Annotated in this window: 19 protein-coding genes and 1 tRNA gene; 14 read left to right on the top strand and 6 right to left on the bottom strand. The window is 67.1% G+C overall.

Going from position 1 to position 17,502, the window contains the following annotated elements; genetic code table 11:
- Positions 1 to 63: 63 nt before the first annotated feature.
- Positions 64 to 708, top strand: coding sequence for a pyroglutamyl-peptidase I (locus E3C22_RS20665; RefSeq protein ID WP_134763777.1), 645 nt, complete (start codon positions 64 to 66; stop codon positions 706 to 708).
- A 14-nt stretch (positions 709 to 722) separates the two neighbouring features.
- Entirely contained in the window at positions 723 to 1,625 is a 903-nt protein-coding gene (locus tag E3C22_RS20660; RefSeq protein WP_134763776.1) for a class I SAM-dependent methyltransferase, read from the top strand.
- Between the two features lie 327 nt (positions 1,626 to 1,952).
- Here the strand turns inward: E3C22_RS20660 and E3C22_RS20655 are convergent, their stop codons facing one another.
- Positions 1,953 to 2,186 carry a hypothetical protein gene (locus E3C22_RS20655; RefSeq protein ID WP_134763775.1) on the bottom strand — a complete coding sequence of 78 codons (234 nt, stop codon included), beginning with the start codon at positions 2,184 to 2,186 and terminating at the stop codon, positions 1,953 to 1,955.
- Positions 2,187 to 2,346: 160 nt separating this feature from the next.
- Here E3C22_RS20655 and E3C22_RS20650 point away from each other — a divergent pair.
- Together E3C22_RS20650 and ade are read left to right on the top strand one after the other, a co-directional pair.
- Positions 2,347 to 2,430: transfer RNA gene (locus tag E3C22_RS20650), tRNA-Leu, on the top strand.
- A gap of 246 nt (positions 2,431 to 2,676) precedes the next feature.
- Positions 2,677 to 4,491 (top strand): adenine deaminase, encoded by a 1,815-nt coding sequence (gene ade / locus E3C22_RS20645; protein WP_134763774.1) that lies wholly within the window; start codon positions 2,677 to 2,679, stop codon positions 4,489 to 4,491.
- Between the two features lie 364 nt (positions 4,492 to 4,855).
- Here the strand turns inward: ade and E3C22_RS20640 are convergent, their stop codons facing one another.
- Both E3C22_RS20640 and E3C22_RS20635 read right to left on the bottom strand, forming a co-directional pair.
- Positions 4,856 to 6,046: an APC family permease gene (locus E3C22_RS20640; protein ID WP_134763773.1), complete on the bottom strand. Its 1,191-nt coding sequence runs from the start codon at positions 6,044 to 6,046 to the stop codon at positions 4,856 to 4,858.
- A gap of 172 nt (positions 6,047 to 6,218) precedes the next feature.
- Entirely contained in the window at positions 6,219 to 7,244 is a 1,026-nt protein-coding gene (locus E3C22_RS20635; protein WP_134763772.1) for a GGDEF domain-containing protein, read from the bottom strand.
- Between the two features lie 533 nt (positions 7,245 to 7,777).
- On the opposite strand from E3C22_RS20635, the gene tam reads away from it, so the two are divergent.
- The 8 genes from tam (at position 7,778) to E3C22_RS20595 (ending at position 11,938) form a co-directional block, all read left to right on the top strand.
- Positions 7,778 to 8,551 carry a trans-aconitate 2-methyltransferase gene (gene tam, locus E3C22_RS20630; protein ID WP_134763771.1) on the top strand — a complete coding sequence of 258 codons (774 nt, stop codon included), beginning with the start codon at positions 7,778 to 7,780 and terminating at the stop codon, positions 8,549 to 8,551.
- Between the two features lie 31 nt (positions 8,552 to 8,582).
- On the top strand, positions 8,583 to 9,038 hold the full coding sequence (locus E3C22_RS20625) for a GNAT family N-acetyltransferase (protein WP_245515112.1): 456 nt from the start codon (positions 8,583 to 8,585) through the stop codon (positions 9,036 to 9,038).
- Between the two features lie 57 nt (positions 9,039 to 9,095).
- Positions 9,096 to 9,857 (top strand): heme ABC transporter permease, encoded by a 762-nt coding sequence (locus E3C22_RS20620; protein WP_134763770.1) that lies wholly within the window; start codon positions 9,096 to 9,098, stop codon positions 9,855 to 9,857.
- 20 nt (positions 9,858 to 9,877) lie between these two features.
- The gene (gene ccmD, locus E3C22_RS20615) at positions 9,878 to 10,066 is read left to right on the top strand and encodes a heme exporter protein CcmD (RefSeq protein WP_134763769.1); all 189 of its coding nucleotides are present in this window, start codon (positions 9,878 to 9,880) and stop codon (positions 10,064 to 10,066) included.
- Positions 10,063 to 10,737, top strand: a complete 675-nt coding sequence (locus E3C22_RS20610; RefSeq protein ID WP_134763768.1) for a DsbE family thiol:disulfide interchange protein — start codon at positions 10,063 to 10,065, stop codon at positions 10,735 to 10,737. The genes ccmD and E3C22_RS20610 overlap by 4 nt, the downstream gene beginning before the upstream one ends.
- A gap of 85 nt (positions 10,738 to 10,822) precedes the next feature.
- Positions 10,823 to 11,080: a type II toxin-antitoxin system ParD family antitoxin gene (locus tag E3C22_RS20605; RefSeq protein WP_134763767.1), complete on the top strand. Its 258-nt coding sequence runs from the start codon at positions 10,823 to 10,825 to the stop codon at positions 11,078 to 11,080.
- Complete coding sequence (locus tag E3C22_RS20600) at positions 11,077 to 11,370, top strand: type II toxin-antitoxin system RelE/ParE family toxin (RefSeq protein ID WP_134763766.1); 294 nt, start codon at positions 11,077 to 11,079, stop codon at positions 11,368 to 11,370. Before E3C22_RS20605 ends, E3C22_RS20600 begins: the two co-directional genes overlap by 4 nt.
- A gap of 4 nt (positions 11,371 to 11,374) precedes the next feature.
- The gene (locus tag E3C22_RS20595) at positions 11,375 to 11,938 is read left to right on the top strand and encodes an NUDIX hydrolase (protein ID WP_134763765.1); all 564 of its coding nucleotides are present in this window, start codon (positions 11,375 to 11,377) and stop codon (positions 11,936 to 11,938) included.
- 64 nt (positions 11,939 to 12,002) lie between these two features.
- On the opposite strand, the gene E3C22_RS20590 is transcribed toward E3C22_RS20595, so the two are convergent.
- On the bottom strand, positions 12,003 to 13,910 hold the full coding sequence (locus E3C22_RS20590; RefSeq protein WP_134763764.1) for an ABC-F family ATP-binding cassette domain-containing protein: 1,908 nt from the start codon (positions 13,908 to 13,910) through the stop codon (positions 12,003 to 12,005).
- A gap of 364 nt (positions 13,911 to 14,274) precedes the next feature.
- On the opposite strand from E3C22_RS20590, the gene E3C22_RS20585 reads away from it, so the two are divergent.
- A complete protein-coding gene (locus tag E3C22_RS20585) occupies positions 14,275 to 14,985 on the top strand; it encodes a P-loop NTPase family protein (protein ID WP_134763763.1) in 711 nt (236 codons plus the stop codon).
- A gap of 82 nt (positions 14,986 to 15,067) precedes the next feature.
- On the opposite strand, the gene E3C22_RS20580 is transcribed toward E3C22_RS20585, so the two are convergent.
- Together E3C22_RS20580 and E3C22_RS24925 are read right to left on the bottom strand one after the other, a co-directional pair.
- A complete protein-coding gene (locus E3C22_RS20580; RefSeq protein ID WP_134763762.1) occupies positions 15,068 to 15,313 on the bottom strand; it encodes a DUF2188 domain-containing protein in 246 nt (81 codons plus the stop codon).
- Positions 15,314 to 15,477: 164 nt separating this feature from the next.
- Positions 15,478 to 15,606 (bottom strand): hypothetical protein, encoded by a 129-nt coding sequence (locus E3C22_RS24925; protein ID WP_280988002.1) that lies wholly within the window; start codon positions 15,604 to 15,606, stop codon positions 15,478 to 15,480.
- 210 nt (positions 15,607 to 15,816) lie between these two features.
- On the opposite strand from E3C22_RS24925, the gene E3C22_RS20575 reads away from it, so the two are divergent.
- Positions 15,817 to 17,484: an AMP-binding protein gene (locus tag E3C22_RS20575; RefSeq protein ID WP_134763761.1), complete on the top strand. Its 1,668-nt coding sequence runs from the start codon at positions 15,817 to 15,819 to the stop codon at positions 17,482 to 17,484.
- Positions 17,485 to 17,502: the final 18 nt, after the last annotated feature.

The following is a 17,502-nucleotide window of genomic DNA, read 5'->3' as shown; positions in this document are numbered from 1 at the left end:
TCATTACGGCACAGCTTCCCCGTCAGTACCCCCTCATCACCAAGTAGCGGAATTCGTTCGACTATGTCGATTCTCGTCGTTGGCTTCGCAGCCTTTCCGGGGGTTGCCCGAAATCCGTCGCAGGACCTCGTCGAGGCGCTGTCCGGGCGTCTGGAGGCGTTCCGGGCGACCAGCCTCGTCCTGCCGGTCAGCTGGGACCAGAGCTGGCCGCAGCTCGAGGCGGCGATCAGGGAGCGCCGGGCGACGACGGTGCTGATGTTCGGGGCGCATCTTCGCGCCGAGCGCTTCCGGGTCGAGCTGCAGGCCCGCAATCATCGCGAGCTCGGCCGGCAGGACGCGCTCGGCGCCTTCGCAGCCGGGCCCTCCGTCGGCGACGGGCCGGCGGCGCTGCCATGCCGGCTCGACTTTACCGCCGTGGCGGCAGCGCTGCGGAGCGCCCCGATCGACTTCGAATGGTCGACCAATGCCGGCGGTTATCTCTGCAACGACACGCTCTACCACCTCGCTCTTGCCGCGAGCGGCCTCGGCGTCTCGCGCTTCGGCTTCTTCCACCTCCCCTCCAGCGACGAGGGCGTCGCCGACCTGATCGCCCATCCGCCGCTGCCGGAGGTCTTTCTCACCGTGCCGATGGCGCGGCTCGAGGCGGCGGCGCTGGCGCTCTTGCAAATGAGCGCCGCGACAGGCAGTGACGCCGTGCCCGCCGCCTGAAGGATCTGACCGCCATGTCCGGACCGAAATTCGACGAGGACGCCCTCGAAGGCGTCTATGGCGAGGCGCTCGCCGAGGAGAAGGCCGGCCGGTTCGATGCGGCTGCGAAGGCCTATCGTGCCTGTCTTGAGATCGATCCCGACGACCATGTCGGTGCCCGTCTGCGCCTCGCCGCGCTCGGCCTCGGCGAGACGCCGGAGACGGCGGGGGACGCCTATGTGGCGACGCTGTTCGACCAGCAGGCCGAGATGTTCGAGGACATTCTCGTTCGCCAGCTCGGCTATGGCGTACCGGCGCTGATCGGCGAGGCGCTGACGCGGCTCGGCTTTCATCATTTCGAGCGGGCGCTCGATCTTGGCTGCGGCACCGGCCTCGTCGGCCTCGCCCTCGACGGGCGGGCGGACACGATGATGGGGGTCGACCTCTCGGAGAACATGGTCGAGATCGCCTTCGATTCCGGCGCCTACGACCATCTCTATATCGGCGAGGCGCTCGGCTTTCTGGGCGATTTCGAGGAGGACGAGCCCTTCGATCTGATCGCGGCGGCCGACGTCCTGCCTTATTTCGGCGAGCTTTCGCCGCTGCTCGAAGCGGTCTTTGCGCGGCTGGCACCGGGCGGGGTCTTCGTCGCCTCGACGGAGACGTTCGCCACAGACGGGGCCGGCGGGTCTGACGGGCCGGGCGCGCCAGGCGAACCGGGCAGGCCGGAAGGCGGGGCGCAGCGGCATGCGGGCCGCGCCGGCGGCGCGGATTTTGCCGTCGGCCGCGACCACCGCTTCCATCATGGCGAGGACTATGTCCGCAAGGCCTTCGAGGCGGCGGGGCTCGAGGTCCTTCAGGCCGAGCCGATTATCGTGCGCATGCAGGAGGGGCGCCCGGCGCCGGGCCATCTCTTCGTTGCCCGGCGCTCGCTCTGAAGGCATCGGATCTAAAATCGGCACCGATCGTCGAAAAGGTATCATGCGTCGACGCAAGCGGATTGCGCGTCGCCGGCTCGCCCCATTGGAGGCGCGGCGCTCGCAAAGAGCACAGCGAGGCGCCACTCCTGCCGGTATCCATGAGCGCGCTGCAAGGTCCCGGCCCGACCGGCGGATGGGCGGCGATGGTTAAACGTCGCTTATGCCTGCCTGCCGGGATGCGGAACCGCACCGATAAACGAAACCCGCCGATCGGCTCGTCGGCGGGCGATGCACTGATTCATTGTGAAACAGTAAAGGCGGCGATTGTTCCCAGGCAACAGTCGGTCAGAAACCGACCGGTTCCGGCTCTTCGGTGACGCTCGCCTCCGGGTCGCGCCGGATGAATCGGGCGAAAACTTGGCCTTCGTCGTCGAGGGCCTGCCGTAGGCTTTCGAGAGCATCGTTGTTGGCACGCAGACGATGCAAAAGCCCTTCGTCCTCAAGCACATCGGGAGCATCGACCCAGGACCAAGCGGCCCTTTCGCCCGACTGCACATCGCCATAACCCCTCAATGCCACGGCTAACCCTCCTGTCCGAAATCTGTGAATCCGGCACTTCCAAGGCACGATCGGACAATACCCCATTTCGGGGCCGTTGCTAAGCGCTTTTCTTGCCGATGTTGCACGACCTCAACAAAACTTGACAGGACGCCGGCCTTTCGCTCAGGTCGCGCCGGGCGCGGGCGTGGCGGAATGGTAGACGCAAGGGACTTAAAATCCCTGGGCTTTGGCCGTGCGGGTTCGAGTCCCGCCGCCCGTACCAGATCGGCACAGCTTTGCCCTAAAACCCGCCAGCCTGCGACAAAACGCCCGAGGCTCTTGATGCCCGGCAGCGATCCGCCAAGCGCCGGCAGCCGATCGCCGGATGGAGTCCACCGGTTCAACTGCCGCCTTCCGGCGATCGCCGATCGGCAGGCCGCTTCGCCCGCCGCGCCGTTCCGGCAAAATGCGGCTTTCCCCTGCCGGGCCCAGATGCGACATTCGCGCCGACAGGAGTGAGGAGTGCGCCATGCCCGAAACCAACGACCAATGGCGCATTGCGCCCTTCGAGGCGGTGGCGAGCCGCCTCGTCGACGTCGCCATGGGCCGCGCCGCGGCCGATCTCGTGGTGCGGAACGCCCGGTGGGTGAACGTTCACTCCGGCGAGATCATCCCTTCGACCGACATCGCCGTCGCCGCCGGCCGCTTCGCCTATTGCGGGCCGGACGCCTCCCACGCGATCGGGCCTGGCACCGAGGTGGTCGACGCCGTCGGGCGCTACGTCATGCCCGGCCTCTGCGACGCCCACATGCATGTCGAGAGCGGCATGGTGACGGTCACCGAGTTCTGCCGGGCGGTCATCCCCCACGGCACCACCTCGATGTTCGTCGATCCGCACGAGATCGCCAATGTCCTCGGCCTGTCCGGGGTCAGGCTGATGCATGACGAGGCGGTGAAGCAGCCGGTCAGCGTCTTCGTGCAGATGCCGTCCTGCGTGCCTTCCGCGCCGGGGCTGGAAGAGGGCGGCGCGGTACTCGGTCCGGCCGACGTCGCCGAAGCGATGACCTGGCCGCAGATCGTCGGGCTCGGCGAGGTGATGAACTTTCCGGGCGTCGCCGCCAACGACCCGACGATGGTCGGCGAGATCGCCGCGACGCGGGGCGCCGGCAAGACGGTCGGTGGCCACTATGCCTCCCCCGATCTCGGCCTTGCCTTCCACGGCTATGTCGCCGGCGGGCCCGAGGACGACCACGAGGGCACGCGGATGGAGGATGCAGCGGCCAGGGTGCGCCAGGGCATGAAGGCGATGCTGCGGCTCGGCTCGGCCTGGTACGATGTCGCGGAGCAGGTGAAGGCGATCACCGAGATGGGGCTCGATTCCCGCCACTTCATCCTCTGCACTGACGACTGCCACTCCGGCACGCTGGTCCGCGACGGCCACATGAACCGGGTGGTGCGCCATGCGATCGCGCAGGGACTTAAGCCGATGACGGCGATCCAGATGGCGACGATCAACACCGCCGAACACTTCAAGATGGAGCGCGAGATCGGCTCGGTCACGCCGGGACGGCGGGCCGACTTCCTGATCGTCTCCGACCTTGCCGAACTGTCGATCGACGCGGTCTATGCCCGCGGCATGCGTCTGGCGTCAGGCGGCCGTCTCGAGGCCGACATGCCGGCCCATGCCTATCCGGAGAGCGTGCGCAACACGGTGCGGCTCGGCCGCCGGCTGACCGCCGAGGATTTTCGCGTCGCGGCCCCCGCCGGCGCAGAGGGCAGCGTCGAGGCACGGGTGATCGGCGTCGTCGAGAACCAGGCGCCGACGAAGGCACTGACGGCGCGGGTGCCGGTGCAGGACGGCGTCGCCATGCCCGATCCCGACAACGACATCTGCCGCATCGCCCTTGTCGAGCGGCACCGGGCGAGCGGCGACGTCACCAACGGCTTCGTCTCGGGCTTCGGCTATCGTGGCGCCTGCGCCATGGCCTCCACCGTCGCCCATGACAGCCATCACATGATCGTCGTCGGCACCAGCGAAACGGACATGGCGCTCGCCGCCAACCGGCTTGGCGAGGCCGGCGGCGGGGTGGTGTTCTTCGCCGATGGCAAGGAGAAGGCCCTCATCGAGATGCCGATCGCCGGGCTGATGTCGGACGAGCGCGCCGAGATCGTCGCCAAAAAGGCCGACCGGCTGATCGCCGCGATGCGCGAGGGCGGCTGCACGCTGAACAATGCCTATATGCAGCACTCGCTCCTGGCCCTCGTCGTCATCCCGGCTCTCAGGATCTCCGACAAGGGCATCGTCGACAGCGCCGGTTTCCGGATCGTCGACCTCTTCGTCTGAGCCGAAGCTTCAGGATCCCGACGCGCGAGGCCGGGACACGAGCACGGTCTCGAGAGCGTCGCTGCGCCGGCAGAATATCGATGGGAGCGTGGGGGAAGCCGGAAAGGCGGCGGCTCCGACGATTTGGGGCGTTGATCGTCGGAGCCGTCCAACCCGGATCACAGCGGCATGTGAGCCGGGTAGATTGTGGCAGCCTTTTCAGTCATTTGGTGGCGCCGTCTGCGGTGCCGTGGCTGCGATGTGTCAGAGGTTAGTCTGACTATGTTTCGTCGCGATGGCGTGAAGATTTGCCAATGTTTCGTCACCGTTTCGACAATGTTCACTGAGTGCGAAAATCGGTGAAACAGGCTTTTTCGCCCCTCTTTCACTCGGCCGGAACGCCGAAGAGGACGATCGCGACGCCGAGACAGGCCATCAGCAGGAACAGCGCGGCGCGGATGTTCCGGCCGGCCCGGTGCGCGGCGACGGCTGCGAGCGCCGACTGGAGCCCGTAATAGAGAGCGAAGGCCCGCGAGGCGTAGGCGATGATCTCGAAGACCCCCGATGTCCAGGTGATGGCAAGGCCGAGCGAGCACAGAACCGCATAGGCCTGGCGCTGCGACAGCCTGCCGCCGGTCAGTTCGACGGTCAGCCCGCCGGCTCCGCCGGTATCGGCGATGGCCGCCGAGAACTGCGCGGCAAGCGCCGCCAGCACCAGCATCGCCGGCAGGATCGGCGCGACGACGCCCATCATGTCGATGATCGCGGTCTCGCTGAGATGCGTTTCGCTGGCTGGAAAGCTCATCGTCAGGAACAGGATGTAGACGAGATAGATCGCCGCCGAGATCCACTGGGCAAGGCGCATCGAGGCGATGCGGGTCCGGGCGTCATAGCTCCGGCCGAGATAGCGCGAGGTCTCGAAACCCTGCACCGTGACGATCAGGCCGAAGGCCAGCGTGATGCTGCGCCAGGCCGATGTCGGCTCGGGATTGTCGTAGAGCGCGCCGCCCCGCCACAGGCCGAAGAAGAACAGGCCGAGCCCGACGAGGAGGCCGGCGATGATCGCCAGCTTCAGGCTGACCGATACCGTCTCCATCCGCTCCAGCGCCTTGAAGCCCCAGCCCCAGCCGACGAGGAGGATCAGGATGAGCATGGCGCTGGTCAAAAGTCGGGCTTCGAACGGCGTGTCGAAGGGCGTCAGATGCAGGGCGAAGGCGCCGAAGAGGTTCAGGTAGTAGGCGACCGAGACGACATAGGCGAAGGCCAGCGCCCAGGAGGCCGCGTCCTCCAGCCAGCGTTCCGCCCGTGAGCGGTCGCCCGCCGCCTCGATTGCGGCGATGTTCGCCCTGACGGCGGCGCCGAAGCCGTAGGCGGCGAGGCACAGCAGCGCCATGACCATGGGGGCGTAGCCGCCATATTCCGTGGTCAGGATCGGCCCGAGGACGAGAAAGCCGCTGCCGATGATCGAGGCGAGCGGCGTCACCGTCGCCCGCCAGAGCGTGCTTCGCCGCACCGCCGGCAGGAGCAGCACGGCGACCGCGGCAAGGACGGCGGCGACGACGATGAGATCAGTCATGCGGATATTCGCTGGATTTCCCGGAGGAGGAGGCGGGGAGAGTTTCGGGCCGACGCCCGTCCGATTCGCATTTTTCGGTCGGCTTTTGCCGGCTTACCGCAGCCGGTGCCGGCCGTCTCCCCTCAACGCCGATTCATGCAGCCCGCGCCGGCCGTGCCGGCGATGAGGCGGCTCAGGCCCACTCCACCCGGTTGCGCCCGCCGAGCTTTGCCGCATAGAGGCGCCTGTCGGCGATCCCCAGCAGCGTCTGGTGATCGCAGCCGTCTTCGGGGCAGGCCGCAACGCCGATGCTCGCGGTGAAGGACAGCGTCTTGCCGGCATCCTCGAAGGATGACGCCTCGATGAGGTGGCGCAGCTTCTCCGCCGCCTCTCTCGCATCCCTTGCCGAGGCGTTGGCCAGCAGCAGGCAGAACTCCTCGCCGCCATAGCGAAAGACGTCGTCATTGGTGCGGACGTTGTCGCTGAGCAGCGCGGACATCGCCTTCAGCGCGTTGTCGCCGGCGTCGTGGCCATGGGAATCGTTGATCTTCTTGAAGTAGTCGATGTCGAGCAGCAGCAGGGCGTGAGACGTCCCGTAGCGCTCGTGCCGCGCCTCCTCTTCTTCGGCTCTGAGCTGCAGCAAGGCGCGGTTTCCGAGCCCGGTGAGGGGATCCGTCAGGGCCTGGCGCTGCAGGGCCTTTTCCGCGCGCGAGCGCGACGTCTCATAGACGAAGGAAAAGCCGAAGATGCAGAGGGCGACCCCGGCGACGTTCAGGAGAGCCCGGGCGTTGCCGTGGACCGCACTGTCGGCAAAGCGCATGTAGTAGATGAGGAAGGCCGTCACCAGAAAGACGACGGTGACGCCGCCACCCAGGGCCCGGCCGAGCAGCATATGCGACAGGATGGGGATCAGCAGGACCCAGGCGAAGACCGATGGCGCCGACTGCGGCGTCGCGAGGATCAGCATCATCGTCGTATTGAACAGGACGAGATAGACGAGCGACCAGCGGATGAGATGCGGCGTCTTCCTGACGAGAGGGATGATGACGAGCGCGAAGGTCCCCATGGCGATCTCGCCGAACATCGCCTTGTAGTTATCGTTCAGGTAGTTGAGGACGGCGAAGCTGGCGCCGAAGCTGGAGGTGAACAGCAACAGGACGATGAGGACGGAGCGGCGGAACGCGTCGACATTGTCGAATGGGCTCGTCTTCTTCGCCAAGATGCGACGCTCATGCTTCACGGTTCAATCGGTCCGGCGCCCTGTGAAATGCCGATGCTCCGGCCGTCGGGCCATGACTATCGAACGACAGGGGTCGAGCCGCCTCAAGATTGCCTTCGCTGCGTTGACTGAGGGTTTTCTTAAGCGTGAATTATGAATTCTGGTTTAATCATGCGGTCGACGGTCACGCCAGCCCCGGCATCCGGGCGAGTGGGCGGCGTTGCATCCCGCGGGCCTTCGCTGCGTCACCGACGTCCATTCCTGTGCGCGATGTCCATTCCTGGGCGCGATGTCCGTCGCCGGACCATTGCGACATCTTCGTCCGGCAAGTGCGATGGCCGCACTCACTGCCATCGCCGGCGGCGACATCTGTTCGTCGCCGAAAGGCTGGTTTGCTTCTTGACGTAGCGGCTGCTCAAACTCGCGGGCGCCGATCCTCGGGTTGAATTTCGGGACGGGGCGCTGAGGTTCCGGGCAGCCGTCGGCGCCGCTTGGTGCTATATCGCGCCGACAGGAATCACGCAGGGCCTCCCATGACCACCGACTGGAACGCCGACCTCTATCTCCGCTTCGCCGAGGAGCGGACGCGGCCCGCCGCCGAGCTGCTCGCACGGGTGCCGCTCGAAAGTCCCGGCCGCGCCGTCGATCTCGGCTGCGGCCCCGGCAATTCGACCGAGCTGATCGCCAGGCGCTATCCGGCTGCGAGCCTTGCCGGCGTCGACACCTCGCCGGACATGCTGGAAAAGGCGAAGGCGCGGCTGCCGGGCGTTTCCTTCATTCTCGGCGACATCGAGCACTTTCGCGCCGAGCCTGCGGCCGACCTTCTCTATGCCAATGCCGCCCTGCAATGGCTGCCGGATCACGAGAGCCTGCTTCCGCGATTGATGGAGAGCCTCGCACCGGGCGGCGTCCTCGCGGTGCAGATGCCGGACAATCTCGACCAGCCGTCGCACCGGCTGATGCGCGAGGTCGCCTCCCGGCCGGATTTCGTCGCCAAAATCGGCGCCGCGGAGAAGGTCCGCGCGCAAATTCTCTCCGCCGAACACTATTACGACCTTCTTGCGCCCCTCGCGTCGTCGATCGACATCTGGCGCACGACCTATTGTCACGTCCTGGCCGACGCGCCGGCGATCGTCGAGTGGGTCCGCGCGACGGGCCTCAGGCCCTTCCTCGAGCCTCTGGACGACGCCGAACGCACAGCCTTCCTGACGGCTTATGAGCGGGAGATCACCGCCGCCTATCCGCCGCGCATCGATGGAAGGGTGATCCTGCCTTTCCCGCGCCTGTTCATCGTCGCTCGGCGCTGAATTCATTTTCGAAGACGGATCTCGCCTTTCCATGTCCCCCACATGCCCGATCGCCATTCCTGCCGGCTACGACATGGCCGAAGAAACCCCGACGCTCGACGACTACCGCTGGCTGCGGAAAGTCTCGGGCCTGTCGGAAAAGAGCGAGGAGGCGGCACGGATCGCCCTGCCGAACACGCTTCATTCTGTGGTCGTCCGGCAGGACGGCCGGGCGGTCGGCATGGGCCGGGTGGTCGGCGACGGCGGTTGCCACATGCAGATCGTCGACATGGCGGTCGAGCCGAAGCACCAGGGCAGGGGCATCGGCAAGGCGATCTTTTCGGCGCTCGAGGCCTGGCTGCAGCGGACGGTGCCGGACACGGCCTATGTCAGCCTGATCGCCGACGGCGACGCCAGGCATCTCTACGCCAAGTTCGGCTTCGAACCGGTGATGCCGGCCTCGATCGGCATGGCGCGGTTCTATCGCGGCGACCCGGCGAAAAGGTGATCCGGTCGCGGCATCATCCGTTTGCGGCCGGCTTCGAGAGGCTCTAAGTTGACCGCCATGACCGACCTTTCCGCCAGCGCCAAGCCGTCGCGCTTCAGCCTCCTCGCCAATCCGACGCGGTTCCTCGACCTGTCCGGGAAGGTTCAGCCCTGGCTCTACGGCGTCGCGCTCGTCGCGGTGGCGGCCGGCGTCTTTCTCGGCTTGACCGCCCCGGCCGACTATCAGCAGGGCGCGACGGTCGAGATCATGTTCATCCACGTGCCCTTCGCCTGGCTCGCCATGATGATCTGGACGGTGATGAGCCTTTCGGCGCTCGGCACGCTGGTCTGGCGCCATCCGCTGGCCGACGTGTCGATCAAGGCGGCGGCGCCCATCGGCGCGGTGTTTACCGCCCTCTGCCTGATCACCGGCTCGATCTGGGGCCGGCCGATGTGGGGCACCTGGTGGGTCTGGGATGCGCGGCTCACCTCGGTCTTCGTGCTGTTCCTGATGTATCTCGGCCTGATCGCGCTCACCCGCGCGCTGGAGGAGCCGGGCAAGGCGGCAAGGCCAGCCGCGATCCTCGTTCTCGTCGGCTTCGTCAACATCCCGATCATCAAGTTCTCGGTCGACTGGTGGAACACGCTGCACCAGCCGGCGAGCGTCATGCGGATGGGCGGGCCGGCGATGCCGGCGGCCTATCTGACGCCGCTGCTCGTCTCGGCGGTCGGCTTCACGCTCTTGTTCTTCGCTCTGCATCTGACGGCGATGCGGACCGAGATCCTGCGCCGGCGCGTCGCCGCCTTGTCGCGGCTCGCCGCCCGGCGGGCGGAAGCCTGAGCCGGTCACCGGAGAGAACCATGCAGGCCGAATATTCCGCCTTCATCGCTGCCGCCTACGGCATTTCGGCAGTCGCCATCCTTGCCCTCTTCGTCTGGATCTTCTTCGACGCGCGGGCGCAGCGAAAGGCCCTGAAGGGGCTCGAGGCCCGCGGCGTGCGCCGGCGCTCCGACGTGGCTGCGCCGCGCAATGCGGAGAGCGCCCGATGAGCGTCGAGGAGAGGGACGAGACGCTGCTTGCGACCGCATCCACAGACGAGCCGCAGACGGCGGCCGGCAGCCGGCGCGGCGGCGTGCGTCTCGTCGTCGTCCTGCCGCTCCTCCTCTTCCTCGGCCTTGCGGCGGTCTTCCTCTATCAGCTGGTCTCCGGCCACGACCCGAAGGAGATCCCTTCCGTCCTCGTCGGCAAGACCGCGCCGATGACTGTGCTGCCGGCGCTTCAGGGCGCTTCGCTCCCCGACGGCTCGCCGACGCCCGGTCTCGACCTTTCCGGCCCCGGCGACGGCCGGCCGGTGCTGGTCAACGTCTTTGCCTCCTGGTGCGCGCCCTGCCGCGAGGAGCATCCGCTGCTGATGCAGCTTGCGAAGGACAAGCGCTTCCGGCTGGTGGCGATCAACTACAAGGACAAGCCGGGCAACGCCCGCGCCTTCCTTTCCAATCTCGGCGATCCCTATGCGGCGATCGGCGTCGACGAGAAGGGCGCCGCGACCATCGACTGGGGTGTCTACGGCGTGCCCGAGAGCTTCCTCGTCGCCCCCGACGGCGAGATCCTCTACAAGCAGACCGGCCCCTTCACGCCTGAGACGATCGAGAACGGCCTGATGCCGGCCGTCGAAAAGGCGTTGCAGCGCGAGCCGAAGGATCGGGCGAAGACGAGCTGAGGCTCTGCAGCCGCCAGATCAGGTTGCCGTCAGGCCCGGTACGGCCTAGCTTTGTGGCAAGTCCAGCGACCCCGGGAGATCGGCGATGAGCGCCATGAAGACCATCGATCTCGGCGACCATTTCGGCGCCTTCGTCGACGCCCAGGTCGAAGCCGGCAATTTCGCCAGCGCCGACGAGGTGATCCGCGCAGGGCTCTCGCTGCTCGAGCGCGAGGATGCCGACGAGGAGGCGCGGATCCGCGCGGCGATCGAGGAGGGGCTTGCCAGCGGCGACCCCCTGCCGTTCGAACTCGATGATTTCCTGCATCGGATGCATCTGCGCGTCGGTAACGGGGATCGGTGAGCCGCCTTCATTTCACCCCGGCGGCGGATCGCGACCTGGCGGCCATCTACATCTATTCCTACGCCCGCTTCGGACAGGCCCAGGCCGATCGCTACGTCACCGAGATCGTTCGGCGGTGTGAAGCGGTCGCATCGGGTCGGCTGCCGAGCCGTGACGCCTCGCGATATCGCAAGGGTCTGAGGAGCCATCGGACGGGAAGCCACATCGTTTTTCATCTCGACAGCGGTCGGGGCGAGCTCCTCGTCGTCCGCATCCTCCATTCCCGGATGCGTCTCGACGACCATCTATAGGCCCATGGCCGAGCCTTCCTTCTCCCTCCGCACGCCCGAGGACGACGACATCCCCCGCAGGATCTGCGACAGCTGTGGTTTTGTCGCCTATGAGAATCCCAAGATCGTCGTCGGCTCCGTCGTGCGCCACGAGGGGCGGATCCTGCTATGTCGCCGGGCGATCGAGCCGCGCCGGGGCTTCTGGACGATTCCCGCCGGCTATCTCGAACTGAACGAGACCCCCGAGGACGGTGCCCGCCGCGAGGCGCGGGAAGAGGCCGAGGCGGAACTTTCGATCGAGCGTCTGCTGGCGGTCTATTCGGTGCCGCGGATCAGCCAGGTGCAGCTGATCTACCGGGCGCAGCTGAAGACCTCGCATTTCGCGCCGGGCCCCGAAAGCCTCGATGTCGCGCTCTTCGCGCCAGCCGAAATCCCCTATGGCGAACTCGCCTTTCCCTCGGTGCACTGGGCGCTCGCCCATGACGCCGAGGCGAAGAACGGCGCGCCGCCGGTCCCCTTCGCCAATCCGCCGGGCGAGACCGGCAACCGGATGCCGGACGGGCGGTCGATCGCGCCCGGCGAGGGTTGAGCGGAGAGGGAGATCAAGCCCCTACCGTCGAAAAGCGGCCGGGGCGATCGGGGAGGAGGCCAGGCTATTCCGCGGCCATCGCCGAATCGTGCTCCTCGGTCAGCGCCAGCCAGTCCTCCTCGCAGGATTCCAGCGTCTTCGCCGCATCGGCGCGCTGCTTGGCAAGGGCCGAAGCCTTCGCCGGCTCCTTCGTATAGAGCGCCGGGTCGGCGAGCTTCTGGTCGAACTCCGCCAGCGTCTTCTGCAACCGGGAGATCTGGATCTCGAGCTGCGAGATCTTCTTCTTCAACGGTTTAAGCGCCTCGCGCCGTTCCGCCGCCTGGCGGCGCTGGTCGACCTTGGAGACCTGCGGCTCGGCCTCGACGGGCTCTGTGCCCGCCCCGCCCGCCGCGCCGCCGCCCGAGCGGGCGCCGGAAAGGATCAGCTTCTTGTAGTCCTCGAGGTCGCCGTCATAGCGCGAGACGGTGCCCTCGCCGACGATCCACAGCCGGTCCATCGTCGCCTCGACCATGTGGCGGTCGTGGCTGATCAGGATGACCGCGCCCGGAAAGTCGTTGAGGGCATGGACGAGGCTTTCGCGCGCCTCGATGTCGAGATGGTTGGTCGGCTCGTCGAGGATCAGAAGGTTCGGCGCGTCGAGGGTGGCGAGACCCATCAGCAGCCGCGCCTTCTCGCCGCCGGAGAGCTTCTCGGCCGCGGTGTCCATCTTCACCGTCGGCAGGCCCATCTGGGCGACCCGCGCGCGGACCTTGGCCTCCGGCGCATCGGGCATCTGCCGGCGGACATGCTGGACGGCGCTCTCGGCGGGGCGCAGATCGTCGATCTGGTGCTGGGCGAAGAAGGCGATCTTCAGCCCCGGCGCCCGGGTGATCGCGCCGGTCTCGGCGCCAAGCCGCTCGGCGAGAAGCTTGGCGAAGGTCGACTTGCCGTTGCCGTTCTGGCCGAGGAGCGCGATCCGGTCGTCGGTGTCGATCCGCAGATCGAGGTTCTTCAGGATCGGGCGGCCGGGCTGGTAGCCGACCGAGACTTTCTCCATCCGGATGATCGGCGAGGCCGGCTGCTTTTCCGGCGCCGGGAAGGAGAAGGGCGTGACGCTTTCTTCGACGATCGACTGTAGCGGGCCCATCTTTTCCAGCGCCTTCAGCCGCGACTGGGCCTGCCGCGCCTTCGAGGCCTTGGCGCGGAAGCGCTCGACGAAGGCTTCCATGTGCTTGCGCTGGGCGTCTTGCTTGGCGATCGACTTCTGAAGCAACTCCAGTTTCTCGGCCCGCTGGCGGGCGAACTGGTCGTAGTCGCCGCGGTAGAAGTTGAGCTTCTTCTGGTCGAGATGGACGATGGACGAGACCGCATTGTTGAGCACGTCGCGGTCATGGGAGATGACCAGCACGGTGTAGGGATAGCGCTGGACGAAATTCTCCAGCCACAGCGTGCCTTCGAGGTCGAGATAGTTGGTCGGCTCGTCGAGGAGCAGGAGGTCCGGCCGCGAGAACAAGACCGCCGCCAGCGCGACGCGCATGCGCCAGCCGCCGGAAAAGGACGAGGCGGGGCGCGCCTGCGCCGCCATGTCGAAGCCGAGGCCGGAAAGGATCGAAGAGGCCCTCGCCTCGGCCGAATGGGACTCGATGTCGGCAAGTCGCATATGGATGTCGGCGATCCGCGTCGGGTCGCTCGCCGTCTCGGCCTCTTCGAGCAGCGCAAGGCGCTCGGTGTCCGCCTTGAGCACGATCTCGATCAGCGACTCCTCGGTACCGGGCGCCTCCTGGGCGACCTGGCCGAGCCGGGTGTTCTTCGGGAAGGACACCGAACCGGTCTCCGGTGCGAGGTCGCCGGTGATGACGCGGAACAGCGTCGACTTGCCGGCGCCGTTGCGCCCGACGAGCCCGGCCTTGGTGCCAGCCGGCAAGGTGAGGCTCGCATGGTCGATGAGCAGGCGCCCGGCAACGCGCGCGGTAAGGTCGGTGATCTGAAGCATGGCGGCCTTTTGCCACGCGGCGCGATCTGGGGAAAGGGGCCGCGTCGATCGATCGACGCGGCTGGCGAGCGGGTCAGCGTTGCCCGTGACGCCGCCATGCGCCGGGAGCGGCGCTTTCCATCGCGGTCGCTGCCCAAGGGCGCCTGCAGCGGCTTCAGCGAATTGGTTACCGAACTCTTAAGCTTCGGCCAAGCTGGCTGTCCCTATGCTGAGGACGATCCGCACCGCCGTCGCGACGGTTTCGATCGCGACCTGCGGCAGCGCAGGCAGGACTCTCGACCGCAGCCGCGCCCGCTTTTCACGAGGCGCCGGCATCGTCCAACGCAAACACGCGCTCCGCCAGGGACCGCAGAAAGGCTTTTCAATGATCTCCGTCGTTTCCGTCGGCTCCCTCAAGACCTCCGGCTCCTCGACCATGGCGCTGACCTTGGCGAGCGTCGCCGCCGCCGCCGACATTCCCGTCCTTCTCATCGACGCGGCCCGCGACGGCGACATCGCCGACTGGGCGACGCGCAACGCCGTCCCGACCAAGCTCTGGGTCGAGCGCGCCCGCGACGAGGCGACGATCGAAAAGCTGGTGCGTGCCGGCCGTCGGCGGGGCGATCTCGTGGTCATCGACGCCGGCGACGAGGCCGCGACGATCCGCGCCGGCGCCAGGCTGGCCGACCGGGCGGTGATCCCGGTCCGCTTCTCGCCGGCCTCTGCCTTCTACGCCGTCGAGACGGACCGGCTGCTCAACGAGGATGCCGGCCGCGGCCGCCGCGCCCGCGACTGGTGCTTCGTCGCCAGCGCCGTCGCAACCATCCCGAGCCGCATTGCCCGCGGCGTCGAGGCGATCATCGAGGCCAGCCAGACGCCGCGCCTGCCTATCGGCCTCGTCCAGCGGGCCGCCTACGAGGCGCCCTTCCTGTTCGGCGGCACGATCTTCACCCTCGAGGACGCCGCCGCCCCCGGCCTCGACCGGGCCCGGGCCGAAGCCGCCAGCCTTGCCTATGAGATCGGCATTCTCGGCCGCCGGAGCGAGAGCGTCGCGCCGGTTGCAGCGCCGCGCGAGACCCTGCCGAAGGCTGCCTGAGGATCTCGCAAAACTCTTTTCGCGGGGCGAAACCCGCCTCGCGAAGCTCCGACCCGTGACGATGGAAACCGGCGAGACCCTGTCAGGTGTCGTCGGAAATTTCCGTCTGCGGGCGATCTGAGCCGGAGGAGACCTCCGCATGCCAGTGGCCGCCCGCATCCTCCCAGACGATGCCGGCGGATTCGCCGGGGCGCTGCTGCCGCACCGCGGCGCGCCTGGCAGCGAGGAAGGCCTCGTCGTGGGTCCTGAAGGTTTCCGAATAGACGTCGTTCAGCCGGTAGGCGAAGCCGCCGTCATGTTCGACGATGTGGTAGGTGATCTTGGCCATCGAAGCGTCCATCGTTGAGCTTTTGTCCGGCAGATAAACGGCCGGCGGGATTCGCAAAGACCGGCCGCCGACAATTGTCACCGAACGCGCCGGGAGCAATGCCTTTCCCACCGCCCACCGCCCACCGCCCACCGCCCACCGCCCGTCGCAGTCGCCCGCCCGGCTTAGGGCGCCGGCGCGACTTTTCCGGTCTGCACCTCCTCCAATGCCAGCTTCCTCGGATTGAAGGCCCGGCGGATCTCGACATAGAAGACCGGCTTCGGGAACAGCCCCACCACTGTCACGCCGAGCATGCCGGGAGAACACCGCTGTGCCGAGCGAGCGGTAGATCGGCGACGTCGATTGCATGCCCTGCCTCATCGTGCCGTTCGACCCGGGACGGTGCGACGAGCATCACCTCCAGGCTGTGCAGGCTGGGACCGGCAGCAGGCGAGCGAGGATCGGACGCGCCGGCTTGGCGGCGACTGACCTTTACGCTAACGTCAAAACGGGAGGAATTTTGCATGAACAAACCCTGGCTCGCGCACTACCCGAAAGGGGTGCCGTCCGAGCTCGGCGAGATCGGCTATCGATCGCTCGCCGACCTTCTGGACAATGCCTTCGAAAGCTTTGCCGATCTGAATGCCCTGCATTTCATGGGCGCAGCCTACAGCTATCGCCGCTTCGGCGAGCTCGCAGGCGATTTCGCCGCCTATCTCCAGTCGCTGGGGCTGAAGAAGGGCGACCGCATCGCGCTGATGATGCCCAATGTGCCGCAATATCCGGTGGCGATTGCCGGCGCGGCCAAGGCCGGGCTCACCATCGTCAACACCAATCCGCTCTACACGCCAGGCGAACTCGCCCATCAGCTGAAGGATTCCGGCGCCAAGGCCATCGTCGTCCTCGAGAACATGGCAGCGACCTTCGCCGCCTGCCGGACGAAGACCGACGTCGAGCACGTCGTCGTCACCGGCCTCGGCGACCTTCTGCCTTTCGTCAAAGGCACGATCGTCAATTTCGTCCTGAAGCGGGTGAAGAAGATGGTGCCGGCCTACGACCTGCCCGGCGCGGTGACGTTCAAGCGGGCGCTCGCCATCGGCGGCAAGCGCAAGCTCGAAAAGGTCGACGTCGCGCCGGGGGACATCGCCGTCCTGCAATATACCGGCGGCACCACGGGCGTCGCCAAGGGCGCGATGCTCTCCCATGCCAACATCGTCGCCAATGTGCTGCAGTCGCAGATGTGGAATGCGCCGGCCCTCGACAACATCCCGGCCGGCGAGCAGTCGGTGACGATCTGCGCCTTGCCGATCTACCACATCTTCGGCTTCACGGTGAATCTGATGCTGTCGATGCGCAATGGCGGTGCGGCGATACTCATCCCCAATCCCCGCGACATCCCGGCGACGCTGAAGGCGATCAAGCCGTTCCGCTTCCACTCCTTCCCGGCCGTCAACACGCTGTTCAACGCCATCGCGCTGCATCCGGAGGCGAAAAGCGTCGACTGGTCGTCGCTGAAACTCTCCGTGGGGGGCGGCATGGCGGTGCAGGCGGCGACGGCCGAGCGCTGGAAGAAGCTGACCGGGGTGTCGATCTGCGAGGGCTACGGCCTGTCGGAGACTTCCCCCTCAGCCTGCTGCAACCCGACCGACCGCTCCGAATATACCGGCATGATCGGCGTGCCGCTGCCGTCGACCGAGCTGGCCATCCTCGCCGAGGACGGCAGCCATCTTGCTGCGGGCGAGGTCGGCGAGGTCGCCATTCGCGGGCCGCAGGTGATGGCCGGCTATTGGAACCGTCCCGAGGAGACCGCCGCGGTGATGACGCCGGACGGCTTCTTCCGCTCCGGCGATGTCGGCACGATGAGCCCCGACGGCATCTTCAAGATCGTCGACCGCAAGAAGGACATGATCAACGTCTCGGGCTTCAACGTCTATCCGAACGAGATCGAGGAGGTGGTGACGCGCATGCCCGGGGTCGTCGAGGCTGCGGCCATCGCCATCGCCGACGAGGCCTCCGGCGAGGCGGTCAAGCTCTTCGTGGTGCGCGAGGACGAGGCGCTCGGCGAGGAGGCGATCCGCTCCTACTGCAAGGAGAACCTCACCGGCTACAAGCGCCCGCGTATCATCGAGTTCCGCGAGGAACTGCCGAAATCGGCGGTGGGCAAGGTGCTGAGGCGCGAATTGCGCGGCTGACGGTGCGGGGGCGCCGAA

The sequence above is a fragment of the Jiella endophytica genome, assembly GCF_004519335.1.
In the GTDB taxonomy this organism is placed as follows: Bacteria; Pseudomonadota; Alphaproteobacteria; order Rhizobiales; family Rhizobiaceae; genus Jiella; species Jiella endophytica.
The sequence above is the reverse complement of the archived record's forward strand: the minus strand, read 5'-3'. Positions and strand labels throughout refer to the sequence as shown.